Raw genomic sequence first — 17,266 nt, 5'->3', positions numbered from 1 at the left:
GAACCTAAAATTCAAAAAGCTTGAATACATTTTCCAGTAGCCTCAAGGTGAGGTCATTGAGCGATGATGGTCGGATTGCTTGTTTGGGTATCCGGTGCGCTGTGCTTTTGCTCCGCATTCTTGTGGCTAAAACCCACCAATCAAGCTGTGTATTTATTTGCCATGTAGCTTTACGGCTTGTTGAAGACCTTAAATCATTCCCAGATTTGTGAGTGCGCCCTTTGTGTTTGGCAGGACCTTTGGCTTGGCATGCCCTGAACATCATAAGCTTAGTCTACAAATGATATTTTTGGACCGGGTTTCAGCTTTTGGTTGACCAAGCCGTCATATATATGGGCAGCAATGGATAGAAAGGCGGAACTCGTTGGGCTTGCCGGTGCATGATGCACATAAGCTACCCCCACATCACCACTCTCTCTTAGACCTTGCTCCAGCGCGATTTCACCTAAAAAAGGTAGTCCAAGTGCCTCTGCCGTACGTTTCGCGCCCCCTTCCCCAAATAGATGTAATTTACTGCCATCCTGCTGCATCAACCAGGCCATATTCTCAATTACACCCAAAATAGGTACATGGGTCTTTGCGAACATTGCTGCCCCCCTACGTACATCGGCCAAGGCCACTTCTTGGGGTGTTGACACGATTACCGCACCATCAAGTGGCACGCGCTGAGCTAAAGCTAGCTGCGCATCACCGGTTCCAGGTGGCGTGTCTAGGAGCAAAAGATCAAGCGGATCCAATAGCGTGCCCCAAGTAACATCCTCCAATAACTGCTTGATGGCGCTGGTGACAATGGGCCCACGCCAGATCATAGGCGCATCGCCATCCACCAAATAGCCGATCGACATGGTTTTAAGGCCATGCGCCATAACAGGCAGCAGTCTCTTATCTGCGCCAATCTCAGGCTCGCTGGATTGGGTACCCAACATGGTGGGGATAGAGGGACCGTAAATATCAAGGTCCAAGAGCCCAACTTTTATTCCCAAGACTTGAAAGGCCGCAGCCAGATTGACCGCAACAGTCGATTTACCGACCCCGCCCTTGGCAGATGCCACAGCGACAATCCGTGTAATGCCAGGGATACCAGCTTTGATAGGGACCGAAACGGCGCGGGTCTGGTCTAAAGCGGCCTCATTCAGATGCACACCTTTGCGCACGCGCTGAATGCTTGATGGGGGGGATGGAATGCTCGCATTATCTTGATGGGCGGTGCGTACAATTGTGACCTTACCCACCCCTGAAAGCTGCTTAACAGCCGTTGCGGCTTCTTGTTGCCAGCGCTCAGCTGCACTTTCTTGACCCTTTGGCACAGCAATCGTGACAAGAATATCACCGGTCTTGGTGACCCTGACATACTCAATAAGTCCTGCATGAACAATACTTTGGCTATTTGGCCCGCGGATTGTATCGAGAATTCTCAACACATCCTCACGTTTGAGTGATCGTTTGATTCCAAACACCTGCTTGATCCCTATCGCTGAGCACGCACATAAGGGAGTGTAACGTCCGCTTGCAAGGGCCTGGCATGTGCCATTCCAACGTAACGCGGCATTTATATGGATAGAGATCTTTATGCCTTGGAACGACAAATCGACTGGCGGTGGTGGTGGCCCATGGGGTCCCAATGGTGGATCGAATGGTAATCAACAGGGCAGAGGCTCCGGCCCGCGCAATCCGTCGCATAACCCTTGGGGAGGCGGAAACCAACCTGGACGTCGACCCGGTGGCAGCTCAGAGGGTAGCAATTTAGACGATTTAGCCAAACGAGTTGAAGACAGCTTAAAGAGCGTCTTGGGTGGCGGCGGGCATAAAGGTCGTGGAAGCGATGGCGGCAAGCCAATTCATTTTGATCGACGTAGCATAGGTGCCGTCGCTTTAGTGGCCCTATTGGGCTGGGGTGCTACAGGCATTTATGTGGTAGATGCCGGTCAAGAAGCGGTTATCCAGCGTTTTGGTAAATATGTGCGCACAGTGGAACGCGGTTTACAATTCCATCTACCTGCCCCGATTGAGACCCGCAAGATTGTTGACGTACAAAATGCGCGCTCTTTGATCGTGGGTGGCGGAGCGGGTGCTGGCCCAAATGATGGCTTGATGCTAACTGGGGATGAAAATATAGTCGATGTTGGGTTTCAAGTCATCTGGCGTGTTGAAAATGCGCGTGACTTTTTGTTTCAAGTCGCCCATGGCCCCGATGGCCGTGGCTCTGCAGAGGAAACCGTACGTGCTGTTGCTGAAGCGGCTATTCGCGAAGTGGTCGGGCGCTCCCAGCGCGAGCAAGTGCTGTCTACCGGGCGGGCGCAAGTGGAAATTCAAACCCGTGACCTGATTCAACGAACTTTGAACGCCTATAAAACTGGGATTCGTATCACCCAAGTCAATTTAAGCAAGGCAGAACCACCCGCCGCTGTTATTGATGCCTTTCGCGAAGTTGCCGCCGCCAGCCAAGAGGCTGAGACCAAAATCAACCAAGCCCGTTCTTACCAAAATGCGGTCGTTCCTCAAGCCCAAGGGGAGGCAGCGCGCTTTAACCAATTGTACCAAGAGTATAAATTGGCCCCAGACGTGACCCGTCAACGCCTCTATTTAGAAACGATGGAACGGGTCTATGAGCGCGCAAATAAGGTTGTCCTCGACCCTGGCAAGGGTGCCAGCCCGATGGTGGTGCTCCCCCCTGATCTCCTTAAAGGTGCGACTGGCGGGTCCGTCACACCGCCTGCACCTGCTGCCCAATCTGCTAATCCACAAGGAGTGATCCGATGAGCTCGCGTAGCCTTACTGTGTTCGGTGGCATGGCCATAACTGCCCTGATCATGGCCAATGCCTCCTTTTTTACCGTCAGTGAGACCCAGCAGGCAATTACCTTCCAGTTTGGGGAGCCTCAAAACTTTTTCAATACCGATGGTACGGATCCTGGCCTTAAAGTTATGATCCCATTTGTACAGCAGCGCGAAATCTATGATCGTCGGATTTTGGATTTAGCACCTTCAGGCAAAAGCGAAGTTGTCACAGCCGACCAGGAACGCCTTGAAGTGGATAGTTTTGCACGCTGGCGCATCATCAATCCACTGCGCTTTTACCAAGCTGTGCGGACTGAGGATCGCGCACGGGACCGCTTAACCGGTCTTTTGGAAGCCTCATTACGCCGCGTATTAGGTTCGGCACAATCTACCGATATCATTTCAGGGCGAAGATCTGCCCTGATGGCATCGATTCGTTCAGAAATGAACCGCGAAGCGCGCACCTTTGGGATTGAAGTGGTCGATGTAAAAATCCGCGCCGCCGATTTACCCCCCGCCAACCAAGAGCGTGTGTTTGAGCGCATGCGTTCTGAACGCCAACAAGCGGCCGCCAGTGTACGCGCGGCTGGCGACCGCCAAGCCCAAGAAATTCGTGGTGGTGCTGATCGGGAACGGGCCAAGATTATTGCCGATAGCTATAATCAAGACCCCGGATTTGCTGCTTTTTATCGCTCAATGCAGGCTTATGAGCGCGCTCTCCCAACAGGTACCACCATTGTCACCAGCCCAGACAGTGACTTCTTTCGCTTCTTCAAGAACCGCAGTGGCACACCGGGGGGTGGATAGAGACACTCACCTTGCTGGAACAATCAAACCGTTACACTCTGAGTTTGTCATGAGACGGCCGCTTCACGCACTAGGAATGGATCGCGATTGACAATCTGTTAGGGTCAAGCTGCGCGGACACGTTGCAGAAATTCTTGGGTTTCTTGATCAAGTTTGGCGGCTTGCAGGGATAATTCGCGGCTGGCGGCCAAGACTTCCCCTGCAGCTGCCCCAGTTTCTCCAGCGGTTTCGGTGACGCGCGAGACGTCTGATGCAACCGATTGCGATGCTGTGGCAACTTGGGAAATGGAGCTGGCAATCTCCGCTGTTATCGTAGCTTGCATGTCAACGGATTGGCCGATCATGCCTGCGTTTTGATTAATACTGGTGATCACCGCTTCAATCCTAGACATGGCGCCCACTGCCCCATCTACTGCATCCTGAATGGCACCGATTTGGGCCGCAATATCTTCGGTTGCTGTACCGGTTTGGGTTGCAAGATTTTTTACTTCTTGGGCCACGATGGCAAAACCGCGTCCAGCTTCGCCAGCACGCGCGGCTTCGATGGTGGCATTAAGTGCCAATAGATTGGTCTGATCTGCAATCCCTTTGATGAGCTCAACTACTTCACCTATGCGGCGGGCCGAGCTGGCCAACTCACCCACGGCCCCTTGCGCCTCACCACTCAACCGTACAGCCTCGATAGCAACTTGGCTTGCTTCCCCGACATTAGACTGAATGGTCGAGATGGAACTGGTGAGACTTTCGGCAGAATCAGCTGCGGTTGATGCGCTGAGCGTGCTTTCTTCGGCGGCGGCGGCCACGCTTGAAGCCATCTTATTGGTGCGATCAGCTGCCGCTGTCATGGCTTGGGCGGTTGATTCGAGTTGTGTGGAGGCCGCTGCAACCGTTCGCAGCATTTCACTTGCCACCTGCTCATAGGCTTGGGTTGCTTGGGCAATGGCTTCAGCGCGCTTCATTTGCACAAAGCTTTCTTGACTGGATACAGCTTCCATTGTGATACGTTCGATTGCATTCTGCCGAAATGTTTCTAAAGCCCCAGCCATAGCACCTAGCTCATCCCTGCGTTCACGTCCTGGCACCATAAGTTGGGTGGTTCCTGCTGCAAGACTGCGCATGGCATCGGTTAAGTCTCCGACAGGCTTTGAAATTGAGCGCGCAAACCATATTCCCGCCCCTGCAGCAGCACCAATAGCTATCATGGTGACGATCACAACATTGAGCGCTAAGGCACGCAAGGGTGCAGTCGCTTCATAGGAGGTTATCGTTGATATCACAGCAAACTTGGTCCCCATGGATGTAACAGGTGCCACAGCGATCATGGCTGGTCTGCCCAACAAATCCTTTGCAACCACTTGGGATGTCTGCCCCGCTAATCCCTTTTGGACATATATATTATCTACTTTTAGTTTAAGTATCGTGGGCTCTTTTGTGTGAACCGAATTGTTGCGTACCAATAAATCAGAGCCAACCAATGTGTTCTCACCGCTTATACCATTGGCGGGTTGTGGTTTCATTGCCGCATCCAGCTTATCGATCGATAATTGGATGGCAAAAACACCTTTCATTTTACCAGCACTGTCTTGGATCGGGACCGCTATAAATCCTGCAGGTACATGAGCAGACGGCGCATAGGGCTTAAAATCGGCAAGTTTAGGCTCTGCATCGGCTGGTCCTGATAAAACGTCACGAACCAATACGCCAAGCCCTGAATCTTTCCACTGGCCAGTTGCCATTTGGGTTGCAAAATCGCGCTCCTTAAACACGGTATAGACGTTGCGGCCAGCCGCATCGAACAGAAAAATGTCGTAAAAGTCATTGGTATGTAAAATATCCCGCATCCATGGATGGACTTTCGCATGTACAAGATCATAGGCTGTACCATTGCCAGCGGCATCCCATTTTTCTTTTTGTCCGATCGGATTGGGGTTTTGATCAATATAGGTGGCTTGTAATTGGGCTTCTGCATTGGGACCTAACTGAGCATAAGCGTTCGAAAAGCGATCCAAATCTGTCGCAATTGTGGCACTATGAGCAAGCACTTTTGCCTGAGCACCGGCTAGGTCAAAGAAGGATTTGGCTGCATCAGCCCGCGATATAGCCGTTTGAGCTAACATCTTTTCAGTGTTGGTCATGAGGTGGTCGGAGGAATTTAAAAAAGCAGCTGCACCGGTTGCTATGGCTGATAAGGCCACCAGGCCAGTAATGATCATCGGTAGCTTTTTAGTGAGAGCAACATTATTTAGAACTGAAACAGCGTTATGCACAATGTTAAGCACAGGAATCATCCTCACATGCACGGCCTTCAATCTGTCAGATCAAACATTGAGCTAATCTTTAGAATTCAGATTTATGGATCCGTATCAGATTAAATATCCGATGATTCATTACATTTGTGTTTACATGAATTAAAAGTATACAAATAATGAAATGGAAGGTGAATTCCTGAGTTTAAATTAGGTTTGTTCGTTTAATTAAATTCTCAATTACCGTCCATGCCTCAAGTTCTTCTAAGGTCGGCGCATGGCCAACGTTTGGCACTTCTGCATAAATCATATCTGGTTTGATGGCCTGCATTCTTTCAACAATAAAGTTCGACAATAGGTCCGAAAGGGCACCGCGGATCAAGGCAGTTGGGATCGGCTTAAGGCAGCTAAACTGGTCCCAAAGGGTCGGCAGAGATTGGTCTTGAGGCGAGGCTGCGACTTTGGCAATCGCAGGATCATAATCGAACACGATACCGTCTTTGGTCTCGATACAGGTTTTGCGGGCGAATTCCATCCAAAAGGCGTCATCTCGGCCTGGGAAGGCCGCGCCACCGATAGTTCGTATCATGGATGCTGCCTCATCCCAATTTGCTGCTGTCCGGATTTTCCCAACATAGCTTTGAATGCGCTTAATACCGTTAGGATCAAATTCTGGCCCGATATCATTGAGAACAGCCCCGGCAATCGTCTGGGGGGAGAAGGCCGCCACCAGCATGGTGATAATCCCGCCCATGCTCGTCCCCAAAAAAACCGCGCGCTTTACCTCCAAGGTGTGGAGGATACCAAGGACGTCCTGCGTATAGATCAAAGGGTTATAGTTGGCTGGATTGGGGTCCCAATCCGAACGCCCGCGACCGCGTATGTCCAGTGCTAAGACGCGCCGCCCCAACATCCGAATCGGATCAATCACACCTAAAAAGTCCTTATGATTGCGCGTTAAGCCGTGCAGACACACGACCGGCGGACCCGTCACTGCTCCATGCGCTGCAAAGTCAGCCACATAGGTCCTTACGCCATCTTGGCCGCTTATTTTATGCTCAATCATCATAGGCCCCTGCCGCTTACCGATCTTGGAAGCGATGACCATAGTCGCAAGTGGGGATCCCAAACAAGCCAGGGCTTCCAATTTCGTGCGTTCAGGATTCTTCTTGCCGACTCACCAATATGTTCTTATAATGTTCTTGTTTGATCCTACCCATACCATAAGGAACTGGCGGTGCAATTGTCCCTCTTATCGGCGCTTGATGCGGCTTTATTACCCCCAAAGCACAGTCCACAATTAGATATTTCTAGCAATGCTATGACAATTGCTAGGGCTCACAACTCCCCCACCATGGCACAGATTGCCTATTTGAAGAAGATTACCCGCATCACAGCAATGCGCCGATTGCGCCGTTATGTGGCGCGCAAAGTTGGTAAATCAGGCGAAATTGGGCAAGCTTTGGCGCTGACCAAACAAGATTTTGCCCGTGCCATTGATTTAGAGCTGAAAGAGAAGCGTTGGATGACTTAGGTTATGACCATATCGTCGCGATGGACCAGTGCAGGGCGCCCGGCATAGCCCAATATGTCTTCAATATCATCGCTATGGCGACCTAAAATCTGTTGCGCATCCGCGGAAGAATAGGCCGATATACCATGAGCCAACACGCGGGTCTGTTGGTCCTTGATCGCAATTGTATCGCCGCGTTCAAAACGCCCTTCAACGGATATGACCCCTATGGACAAAAGACTGGCACCGGATTTCAGCGCTTTGGCCGCGCCTGCGTCAACCACAAAGGCACCCGCTGGGTTGAGATTATGACCAAGCCAACTGCGTCGCGCACTTTGTCGATCGCTGGTAGGAATGAACCAAGTTGACTGCCCGCCCTGCAACAGACGATGCAGTGGGTTTGCGTCAAACCCGTCCTTGATCGCCACACAACAGCCAGCGGCCGTTGCAATCCGTGCGGCTTCAATTTTGGTGCGCATACCGCCAGTTCCCACGCCCGACAGAACATTACTACCCCCTGCCATGGCCTCAATGGCGCTGGTGATCTCGCGCACTTCTCCAATATGGCGGGCTTGTGGATTTTGACGAGGGTCGGCATCATAAAGACCATCAATGTCGGAAAACAAAATCAGGACGTCAGCACCGATCATCTGACTGACGCGCGCCGCCAAACGGTCATTGTCGCCATAGCGAAGCTCGTCCGTCGCTACCGTGTCATTCTCGTTCACGATAGGGATAGCACCACAGACCAACAAAGTATCTAACGTTGCGCGCGCATTGAGCCAGCGCCGACGGCGTTCCGTATCATCTGGCGTCACAAGTGCTTGTGCCACTACGATCCCGTGGCGGGCAAAAGCCTCCCCCCAAGCCGCCATGAGCTTGACTTGACCAGCTGCCGCAGCGGCCTGTTTCTGGTCAAGATTTAGTCTCCCCGCCGATAGGCCCAAAGCGCCTCGCCCCAGCGCGACTGCACCTGAGGTTACGATCACGATTTGAAGCCCAGCCTCGCAAGCGGCTGCAACATCATCTGCAACAGAGTTGAGCCAAATTGTGCGTGCAACACCTGTCTCAGCGTCAATGATCAAAGAAGAACCAAATTTCAAAACGATGCGCTTGGCTCCACCCATAGCCGCATGCATCATGGGATCCAAGCACCCTGTTTTGGCTCGCCGTCGCGCTCCCCATAAAGGCCAACGTCATCGAGATCAGGCGCAATGATACCGCGTGCCTTAGCCACTTCGCGCCACAATAGACCCAAAGCCCCGCGCACCCCTGCGCTAGAAACCCCTGATATCGCAAGCACTGTGCGACCCACGACTTTGGCAAGTTCCGCCCGCCTTAGCGCCACTTCTTCCCCGCTTAGCGCATCGATTTTATTGAGTGCGACGATTTCAGGCTTGGCGGCCAGATCCCCGCCATAGGCTTCAAGCTCGCTGCGCACGGTCTGATAGGCGCGGCCCACATCCGCTTCAGTCCCATCAACCAGATGGATCAATGCGGCGCATCGCTCAACATGGCCCAAAAAGCGTGTACCAAGGCCCGCACCATCGGCTGCCCCCTCAATGAGGCCCGGAATATCTGCTAAAACAAACTTTGTATCGGGTCCTAAGCTTACCACCCCTAAATTCGGATGCAAAGTGGTGAAAGGATAGGCGGCGATCTTTGGATTGGCGGAAGAAACCGCCGCCAGAAATGTTGATTTCCCAGCATTGGGCAAACCCACCAAACCTGCGTCCGCAATCAGTTTCAAGCGCAGCCAAATGTATTTCTCTTGACCTTCAAGGCCCTTATTCGCGCGCTCTGGGGATTGGTTGATCGAACTTTTATAGTGCAAATTACCCCAACCGCCATTGCCGCCCTTGGCCAAAACCACGCGGTCACCGATTTTTGCCAGGTCCGCGATCAGGGTTTCTTGATCATCTTCAAGAATTTGGGTGCCAGCTGGAACCTTCAGCACCAAATCCTCAGCTGAAGCCCCATGTTTTTGCCTGCCCATGCCGTTTTGACCGCGATCAGCTTTAAAATGCTGCATATAACGATAGTCAATCAACGTGTTGAGCCCATCAACGGCTTCAACAATCACATCGCCGCCACGGCCACCATCACCCCCGTCTGGGCCGCCATACTCAATGTATTTCTCACGTCGGAACGAAGACGAGCCGTTACCGCCGTCGCCAGAACGGATAAAAATTTTTGCTTGATCTAAGAATTTCATAACCAGGTCAAACTAGCGTGAAACGCGGGCGAAGGAAAGCAAGGTGGGCTTTATCCTGCTTATGCGTGGCCACCTTTTGCTGGTTCAGGCCCAAAAACTGCCCCCGGCTCATGCGGCATAACCATCTCTACATGGGCTTTAAGCTTGGCCGTGAGCGCACTTGCGTCACCAATCAGGCACTCCGGCGGGATCGGTGGCCCTGCGGTTAGGGTAAAGAGTTGCCCCTTTTTATTCAGCAATTCCTTGAACAAAGTAATGTCACGCAGCTCTTTGGAAAAGCGGTCAAAAAAGTGAAACCAGAAGCTCCAAGGTGCCGTCATATGGACCGGGATAATCGGAGCTTTATTCTTGCGTGCTAAGGTAACGGCGGAGCTCATCCAGGCAGGATCACGCAATTCCCCATTACGGTATCGCGCCAAACGGCCAGCTGGAAAGATACATAATGCGCGCTCTGCCTCAAAAGCCTGATGAGTTAAAAGCAAGGTTTCGCGCGTTTTTTCGCGCGTGCGCTTATGCTCCTCCCATTCAACGGGAATGAGAACATCCAACAGTCCCTGCGAGACCCTGAGCGCGTCGGCATTGGCATAAAAGATCAAATCCGGGCGGATTGGCTTAATGGCGTCCCAGGCCGCAATCCCATCGGCAATGCCACTTGGATGATTGGCTACCAAAACGCAGCGACCGAGCTTTGGAATATGCTCAAAACCGTGAGCTTCCACCCTCACCGATAACAAATCTGACACCGCATCCAAAGCGGCTACCCCTACCAAATCGGTGATCTTGTCCGCCATCGCCACCGCTTGATCATAATCCATGAGGCGATACAACACCGCGCGCAAAATGGGCCAACTGGCCAGGCTGGCCAGGCGCGGCGCACGCTCCTTAATCAAAACATCGATAATGTGTGGTTTGTCGCGCGCGCAAGAGTACGGCGCAATACTGCTCATGAACACATCTCCCAGACTTTCCAAACGTGCCATAAAAGGGGCCTTAAGATCAAATTTTTAACCTGCAATTTTTTCCAAATTCCCCCCATGGCCCTTAGGGGGTCCTAGAGCTCTCGCAGCCACTAAACGAGGCCGCACATAGTCGCAGTAAACTACTGCGACTATAGCTTGCGTAATTTTGATTGAGGCTGTTCCCTAGCCCCATGGGGCTATATGATGAAATCGAGCCAACTTTAGAGGCGTTCCAGGCGATTAAAACCTTGCCGTCGGATCAACCGATCATTGTCCTGTCACTGATGCGGTTACGTCTTGATTTGGCGGATGGGCGCGCAGATGCTGCTTGGCGATTGTATCAAGGGGGGATTTTGCCGATACTGCAAGAGTTTGGGGCTAAGCGTATCACCCAATCCCCCATCGCGCTGCAACTGATTGGCCCACGCGGGCAATGGGATTATGTTGGGGCCTTTTGGTATCCCAATCCCCGCATTTTATGGCGTTTCTTATCCGATGAACGGGTGTTAGACCTTATTAAAATTCGTCGCAAGGCCGTCGATGATGTCAATATGATGATCCTGCAAGACTGTCATGACCAGTTTCGCTTTGATTAGGCCAATCCTAAGCAAATAAGCATTTCTCTGCTTAGGATGCGATTGTCTAGGAGTGCTTTGGAGCAAGCTTGCTGATACAGAGCTCAATTGTCTTTAGGCGATTTAACACAATGATGAGCCCTTAAATTTTATGCGGTTTGGGGATCAAAACAGGCATCCAAGCGCATTTAAGCCCTATTGGCTTATCTGCTTAATGACCTAGCGTTTACTGTAGATCACAACCACGCGATCGCTTCAGGCGGTCACACAATTTTGCTCTTGCGCTGAAATCCTGATTTGACGACACCGACAAGCAGGCTTAACAGCAAACTAATCCACGGAGCACCACCTTGACACAAGCGCCACACCAAGCGCCCGCGTTCGCGCGCCAGAAAACAGCCGTCCTTGCTCTGGCCGATGGTACCTTGTTTTGGGGAGCGGGCTGTGGTGCAATTGGCGAAGCGGTTGGTGAAATTTGCTTCAATACATCCATGACGGGTTATCAAGAAATCCTGACTGACCCTTCCTATGCCGGCCAAATCGTTTCATTCACCGCACCCCATATCGGCAATACGGGCACCAACAAACAAGATGAAGAAGGTTCGAGCCCGCCCGCAGTCCAAGGCGCACGCGGAGCTATCATGCGGTCACCTCCCACCCGGCCTTCAAACTGGCGTTCAACACTTTCTTTTGACGCATGGCTCAAGCAAAAAAACATTGTGGGGCTAAGTGGTATCGATACAAGGGCTTTAACTAAAAGCATTCGTGAAAACGGAATGCCCCAAGGTGTCATCGCCCATAGCCCAAACGGGCATTTTGATCTGGATGCTTTAGTGGCTAAAGCCAATACTTGGTCTGGCCTTATAGGCCTCGACCTCGCCAAAGAGGTGAGTTGTCAACAAGCATATGACTTTAAGGGCGAAGATGTCGTCGTCACCCCCGAGTTAAAGGTCGTTGTGATTGATTTTGGTGTCAAGGAAAACATTTTACGCTGTTTAGGCTCCAGTGGGGTTCAGGTTCACGTCGTGCCGGCGCAAACCAGTGCTGAGGCTATTTTGGCGAAAAACCCCGATGGCGTCTTATTGTCCAACGGTCCAGGTGACCCCGCTGCCACCGGACTATACGCAACATCGACCATTCAAGCTATCATCGCCGCTGGCATCCCCCTTTTGGGTATTTGCCTTGGCCATCAATTGCTTGGACTGGCGCTTGGTGCCAAAACCATCAAAATGGCGCAAGGCCACCATGGTGCCAATCACCCGGTGCAAGACTTATCGACCAAGAAGGTTGAGATTGTGTCGATGAATCATGGGTTTGCGCTTGATAAAGATAGCTTGCCCGAAGGCGTCATTGAGACTCATGTCTCTTTATTTGACGGTTCAAACTGTGGCATTGCCTTAAAGGATAAGCCGGTTTTTTCAGTGCAATATCATCCTGAAGCTAGCCCCGGCCCAAAAGATAGTTACTATGTGTTTCAGCGTTTTATAGACGCGATGTCTTCAAGCAAACAGGGTGGGTGAAGCCCAGCACCCCTTGACGTGGCGCTTTTGGGCGGCATTGTTGGGCGATGGTTGACATTGATCGAAGATATCTTGTTTCCACGCTTTCTGCAGCTCCGTTCGCCAGCCTGCCCGCGTGTAGCAAAGCGCCAGCGCCGCCCGATACTTTGCGGGTTGGGCTTGTGGGCGGACCAGATTCACTTGATCCACTCAAGGCAGAGTTTGCGGCGGCGGCTTTGTTGTTTCGCCAGTTTTTCTTGCCCCTCATCGGTTATGGCCCAAACGGTGGGCCAGCACCGGCCCTTGCCAACAGTTGGACGCCAAGCAATACCAACCAAGTCTGGACATTTAAAATTGCTCCGGGCCGCACATGGTCAGATGGTAAACCCATCACGTCAAAAGATGTTCAAGACAGCCTGCGGTTAGGGGCAGACCAAAAGACCGCCTATGCTGACGCATCTGAGCTTTTTATGATCAAAGGCTATCGCGACTGCGTTGTCGATGGGAAAGACTCGGCCACCATTGGCGTGCGCGCACCAGATCCAACCACACTCATCATTGAGCTTAATGCGCCAGACGCCCAATTCTGGAGCCGGATGCAAGAATTTTACCCCATCCCCCTTCATGTTCGGAAAATCTATGGGGATAAATGGACAGAACTCGACAAAATCGTGGTGTCTGGGCCCTATAAGCCAATTGAGCGCACACAAACCCGCCTCTTGTTTGACCATAATCCACTCGGGGGTTGGAAAGCGAATATGCCGAAGAAAATCAGCGTGGAAGCTATTGAAGACGCATCAACGAGGCTGCGGATGTTTCAATCGGGCGATCTGGACTTAGCCCAAGACCCACCTTTGCTGCGCGCTAAAAACCTTAGCGAGGAATTTGGCACCCAATATCAAGTTTTTCCGGCCCCCCGCTTTGTCTATATCAGTTTCAATACCAAAAAACCCCAACTCAAGGATCCTAACATTCGTCGTGCCTTAGCCATGGGATTTGATCGCACAATCATCGCCAACACCATCATGCGGGGTTCAGTTGAACCGGCTGGTCGCTTTATCCACGGTTTGAAACAACCGGCCTTTGACCCAAACCAAGCACAAGCGATTTTGACAGCCAAAGGAATTACACCGGCAAACCCATTGCGCTTTGAGCTACTGGTCGCCAAAGACGATCGTGAGCGTGCCGCTATTCAAATCGCCGATATGTGGCGGCAAATTGGAGTTGAGGCGTCTTTGTATGCCGCCGATAGCAACGCCATTGTTTCGCGTCTCAATGGCTTTGATTTTGATGCAGCGGTTGTACGCCTTGATAAAGGTATGAAATCAGATCCGATTGATTTGATGGCCTCTTGGGGGGCAGGTGGCACCGCCTATTCCCACCAATGGAAAGACTGGGCTTTTGACCAAGCACTGTCGGCTGCGCGTGCGCAAAGCCATCCCGAAGCTCGTAGGGCGAAAACACTTAAAGCTGAGGCTATTTTACTGCAAGCAAGCCCGATTACTGGCATTTGGTTCTTCCCTTCGACCTGGTTGGTGCATAAGCGTGTCACGGGCGGAATTGAGGGGCTGGCACCCATCATCTGGCCATCATTGCATATCGCTGCTTAAAACGACCCCTTTTCACCTGCAAAGCCAAGGCAAATCCATTTATGAATAAGAATTTTACGCTCTTTATCCTTACAGCGATGGTCTTAGGTATTGCGGTAGGGGCAGCAATCTTTCAATTTGTGTCCCCCAACGGTCAGGCGATATGGGCTGAAAATTTTAAGATCGTTACCGACATTTTTTTGCGCCTGATCAAAATGATCATCGCCCCCTTGGTTTTTGCTACCCTTGTTGCTGGTATAGCCCATATTGGTGACACCACCACTTTAGGCCGGGTCGGACTTAAAACCATGGCATGGTTTTTAACGGCATCTTTGGTTTCTCTTGGTCTGGGGGCTATCATCGCAACTGTGTTGCATCCAGGTATCGGCCTTAATCTGCCAATTCCCCCAACTGATGCGACAAGTGATATCAAGCCAACGGCATTAACGCTTAAGGAATTCATCCTTCATTTGGTGCCCAAATCCATCGTGGAAGCCATGGCAAATAATGAGATTCTCCAGATTGTGGTGTTTTCGATCTTCTTTGGCGTCGCAGTGACGGCAATGGGCGAAGAAGGCAAGCCTTTGGCCGAATTGGCGGACAAAATATCTCATGCGATGCTGAAACTGACGGGCTATGTGATGTCGCTGGCCCCAGTTGCTGTCTTTGCGGCTGTGGCGGCGGTGATTGCAACTAAGGGGCTTGCTGTGCTTGGCACTTATGCATCCTTTATAAGTGGCTTTTATCTAGCACTGATCCTATTATGGGGTCTCCTTATCTCAGCTGGTTTTGTCATGATCGGGCCCGCGATCGGGAACCTAATCACCCGCATAAGGGAGCCTGCTTTACTGGCCTTTTCTACCGCTTCTTCAGAGGCGGCGTATCCGAAGACCATGGAGCAATTAGAGAAATTTGGTGTTTCTCGCCGGATCGCCAGTTTTGTGCTGCCGCTGGGCTATTCATTCAACCTCGATGGTTCGATGATGTATTGTACATTTGCCACTTTGTTTATCGCGCAAGCATATGGCATTCACTTAACCATTGCTCAGATTGCTACCATGTTGTTACTCTTGATGGTGACCTCTAAAGGTATGGCGGGTGTACCGCGCGCATCCTTGGTGGTGATAGCTGCAACCTTGTCCTTTTTCAAAATCCCCGAATCTGGCATTTTGCTCATCTTGGCTGTTGACCACTTCTTAGATATGGGCCGTTCAGCAACCAATGTGATTGGCAATTCGATTGCTACTGCCGTGGTTGCTAAATGGGAGGGCGATTTAACAGATGATGAGTTGTTAGCCGCCCAAAAAGCTGGATTCAAAAAACAAGTCTAAATTCTTTTCGTAATTTTGTGTTTTGGCAGCTTCTATCAGCAAGAGCTTGAGTCGCTTGGAACGTGGGCTATCGACGGCTCGGCCGTATCGCACGATAGATTGATTGGCCATTACGGTAAAGGCGGATTACGACACCATCACGATGACGTGCCGCCTCCAACAGCGCAGCGCGGGCTTCTTGTGGGCTGGCAACCGACCTGCCCTGCACTTCCAATAAGCCATCGCCAACTGTGACCTGATCTTTGCCCGGCCCAAAGGGATCAAGCGCTGTGATAATCACGCGAACCTGTGCGGGTAAACGGGGTCGATCAGCTGGTGTGGCCATGCGTAAAACCATGCCCAAGACTGTGACAACAGGCATGGCTTGACCTCTCGGTGGGCTGAGTTCAGCGGGTAAGCGCGCTATCGTCATTTGCACCCTGATAGGTTGTGATCCACGCAACGCTTCTACTGCAACCCTGCTTTGAGGACGTGCAGAAGCGACTAAACGCGCCAAAGTGCGCGGATCGACTACTTCTTGCCCAGCCCAACTCAACAATCGATCACCAACCCTCAGCCCTGCCAACGCAGCTGGAGAATTACGGGCAATATCACTAATCAACACCCCTTTAGGTCCTACTCCACGCTCTTCAAGAGACAAAAGACGCACCCGCGCACCAATCCAACCACGCTGGACCGCGCCTGTGCGCACGATATCAGCAACGATCGAGCGCGCGAGATTGGCAGGAACAGCAAAGCCAACCCCAACAGATCCACCTTGGGTCCCATTTGGCGATACAATGGCCGTATTGACGCCAACGACTTGGCCACGTGCATTGAACAATGGCCCACCAGAATTGCCCCGATTAATGGCGGCATCGGTTTGGAGAAAATCATCATAAAGGCCGGCTTGCACATCGCGATTGCGCGCCGAAATCACCCCCACAGAAACTGAATTTCCAAGGCCAAATGGGCTACCAATCGCAATGGCCCATTCCCCCACTTGGACCTGATCGCTATTTCCCCAAGCTACGGTCGCCAAATTCTTGGCCCCAAGCACACGCAGCACAGCAAGATCTGTTTCGCTGTCTCGTCCAATCAATGTGGCTTTTAAACTGGTACCGTCACCCAAAACCACTTCAAACTCATCATTGCCTTCAATCACATGATTATTAGTCACGACCACCCCACGGGAATCTACCACAAAACCCGATCCAGTTGTGCTACCACCGGCACCGGCATGTACATCATCACGAGGAGCCCCAGACAATGCACGGGTTGCCTTAATCCCGACCACTGCGGGTAACAATCGCGCCGAGATTTCCGCGAATCCTCGATCGTTTCCAAATGGCGCATTAACTAAAGAAGTGTTTTGTCGTGGTTGCGCTACGACTGGCACTGATACCGCACACAATAGGCCCACAAAGGCTACGACAATGCTTGGAGATATTGGTTTCATCCGAAGAAACTTAGACTGACACGCCGATGAGGGAAACCCATTTCCCAAAGAGAAATTTTCTGCGCGATTTTTCAGAGAAACCTTTCCAGTGCGGGGTCGTTGAGGCGCTTTGTCCTTCATCACACCATTTGCCATCCCAAAGCTTCAATCGATCCTAAAATCTTGGTGAGCAGGCCCCATCGCACCAAAGCCCTCAATTGTTTGCTTTAAAATTTTTACCCATCAATCATCTTGTCATGCTGATCGGCCATATGGGGCTTTTGGGGGTAGCTGATGGGCGGTGTCGGGCCACTGCTCCTATGAAATCGCAAAGTGAT

At 51.6% G+C, this 17,266-nt stretch carries 14 protein-coding genes; 7 read left to right on the top strand and 7 right to left on the bottom strand.

Annotated elements, in window-relative coordinates; translation table 11 throughout:
* Positions 1-269 precede the first annotated feature (269 nt).
* Complete coding sequence (locus tag PsB1_RS06090) at positions 270-1,457, bottom strand: Mrp/NBP35 family ATP-binding protein (RefSeq protein WP_284359768.1); 1,188 nt, start codon at positions 1,455-1,457, stop codon at positions 270-272.
* 112 nt (positions 1,458-1,569) lie between these two features.
* Here PsB1_RS06090 and hflK point away from each other — a divergent pair, with 112 nt between their 5' ends.
* On the top strand, positions 1,570-2,760 hold the full coding sequence (gene hflK / locus PsB1_RS06085) for an FtsH protease activity modulator HflK (protein ID WP_284359767.1): 1,191 nt from the start codon (positions 1,570-1,572) through the stop codon (positions 2,758-2,760).
* Positions 2,757-3,584, top strand: coding sequence for a protease modulator HflC (gene hflC / locus PsB1_RS06080; RefSeq protein ID WP_284359766.1), 828 nt, complete (start codon positions 2,757-2,759; stop codon positions 3,582-3,584). The genes hflK and hflC overlap by 4 nt, the downstream gene beginning before the upstream one ends.
* A 104-nt stretch (positions 3,585-3,688) precedes the next feature.
* Here the strand turns inward: hflC and PsB1_RS06075 are convergent, their stop codons facing one another.
* Together PsB1_RS06075 and PsB1_RS06070 are read right to left on the bottom strand one after the other, a co-directional pair.
* Positions 3,689-5,863 carry a methyl-accepting chemotaxis protein gene (locus PsB1_RS06075; RefSeq protein WP_284359765.1) on the bottom strand — a complete coding sequence of 725 codons (2,175 nt, stop codon included), beginning with the start codon at positions 5,861-5,863 and terminating at the stop codon, positions 3,689-3,691.
* Positions 5,864-6,035: 172 nt separating this feature from the next.
* Positions 6,036-6,938, bottom strand: a complete 903-nt coding sequence (locus PsB1_RS06070; protein WP_284359764.1) for an alpha/beta fold hydrolase — start codon at positions 6,936-6,938, stop codon at positions 6,036-6,038.
* 129 nt (positions 6,939-7,067) lie between these two features.
* Between PsB1_RS06070 and PsB1_RS06065 the strand changes: the two genes are divergently transcribed.
* Complete coding sequence (locus tag PsB1_RS06065) at positions 7,068-7,364, top strand: hypothetical protein (protein ID WP_284359762.1); 297 nt, start codon at positions 7,068-7,070, stop codon at positions 7,362-7,364.
* Here the strand turns inward: PsB1_RS06065 and proB are convergent.
* Genes proB through PsB1_RS06050 form a run of 3 tightly spaced genes read right to left on the bottom strand, consistent with a single transcriptional unit; the run spans position 7,361 to position 10,505 of the window.
* Positions 7,361-8,485 (bottom strand): glutamate 5-kinase, encoded by a 1,125-nt coding sequence (gene proB, locus PsB1_RS06060; RefSeq protein WP_284359761.1) that lies wholly within the window; start codon positions 8,483-8,485, stop codon positions 7,361-7,363. The genes PsB1_RS06065 and proB overlap by 4 nt on opposite strands.
* Complete coding sequence (gene obgE / locus PsB1_RS06055; protein ID WP_284359759.1) at positions 8,482-9,558, bottom strand: GTPase ObgE; 1,077 nt, start codon at positions 9,556-9,558, stop codon at positions 8,482-8,484. Before obgE ends, proB begins: the two co-directional genes overlap by 4 nt.
* A 59-nt stretch (positions 9,559-9,617) precedes the next feature.
* Positions 9,618-10,505, bottom strand: a complete 888-nt coding sequence (locus PsB1_RS06050; RefSeq protein WP_284359758.1) for a 1-acyl-sn-glycerol-3-phosphate acyltransferase — start codon at positions 10,503-10,505, stop codon at positions 9,618-9,620.
* Between the two features lie 203 nt (positions 10,506-10,708).
* Between PsB1_RS06050 and PsB1_RS06045 the strand changes: the two genes are divergently transcribed.
* The 4 genes from PsB1_RS06045 (at position 10,709) to PsB1_RS06030 (ending at position 15,511) form a co-directional block, all read left to right on the top strand.
* Positions 10,709-11,113, top strand: coding sequence for a hypothetical protein (locus PsB1_RS06045; RefSeq protein WP_284359756.1), 405 nt, complete (start codon positions 10,709-10,711; stop codon positions 11,111-11,113).
* A gap of 329 nt (positions 11,114-11,442) precedes the next feature.
* Entirely contained in the window at positions 11,443-12,612 is a 1,170-nt protein-coding gene (gene carA / locus PsB1_RS06040) for a glutamine-hydrolyzing carbamoyl-phosphate synthase small subunit (protein WP_284359754.1), read from the top strand.
* A 47-nt stretch (positions 12,613-12,659) separates the two neighbouring features.
* The gene (locus PsB1_RS06035; protein WP_284359752.1) at positions 12,660-14,201 is read left to right on the top strand and encodes a peptide ABC transporter substrate-binding protein; all 1,542 of its coding nucleotides are present in this window, start codon (positions 12,660-12,662) and stop codon (positions 14,199-14,201) included.
* Positions 14,202-14,242: 41 nt separating this feature from the next.
* Positions 14,243-15,511, top strand: coding sequence for a dicarboxylate/amino acid:cation symporter (locus tag PsB1_RS06030; RefSeq protein WP_284359751.1), 1,269 nt, complete (start codon positions 14,243-14,245; stop codon positions 15,509-15,511).
* A 67-nt stretch (positions 15,512-15,578) separates the two neighbouring features.
* Here the strand turns inward: PsB1_RS06030 and PsB1_RS06025 are convergent, their stop codons facing one another.
* Entirely contained in the window at positions 15,579-16,949 is a 1,371-nt protein-coding gene (locus PsB1_RS06025; protein WP_284359750.1) for a S1C family serine protease, read from the bottom strand.
* Positions 16,950-17,266 lie beyond the last annotated feature (317 nt).

Origin of the sequence: Candidatus Phycosocius spiralis (assembly GCF_030158815.1) — a bacterium.
In the GTDB taxonomy this organism is placed as follows: Bacteria; Pseudomonadota; Alphaproteobacteria; order Caulobacterales; family Aquidulcibacteraceae; genus Aquidulcibacter; species Aquidulcibacter spiralis.
Note: the sequence above shows the minus strand (reverse complement) of the source record. Positions and strands in the feature narration are given on the sequence as shown.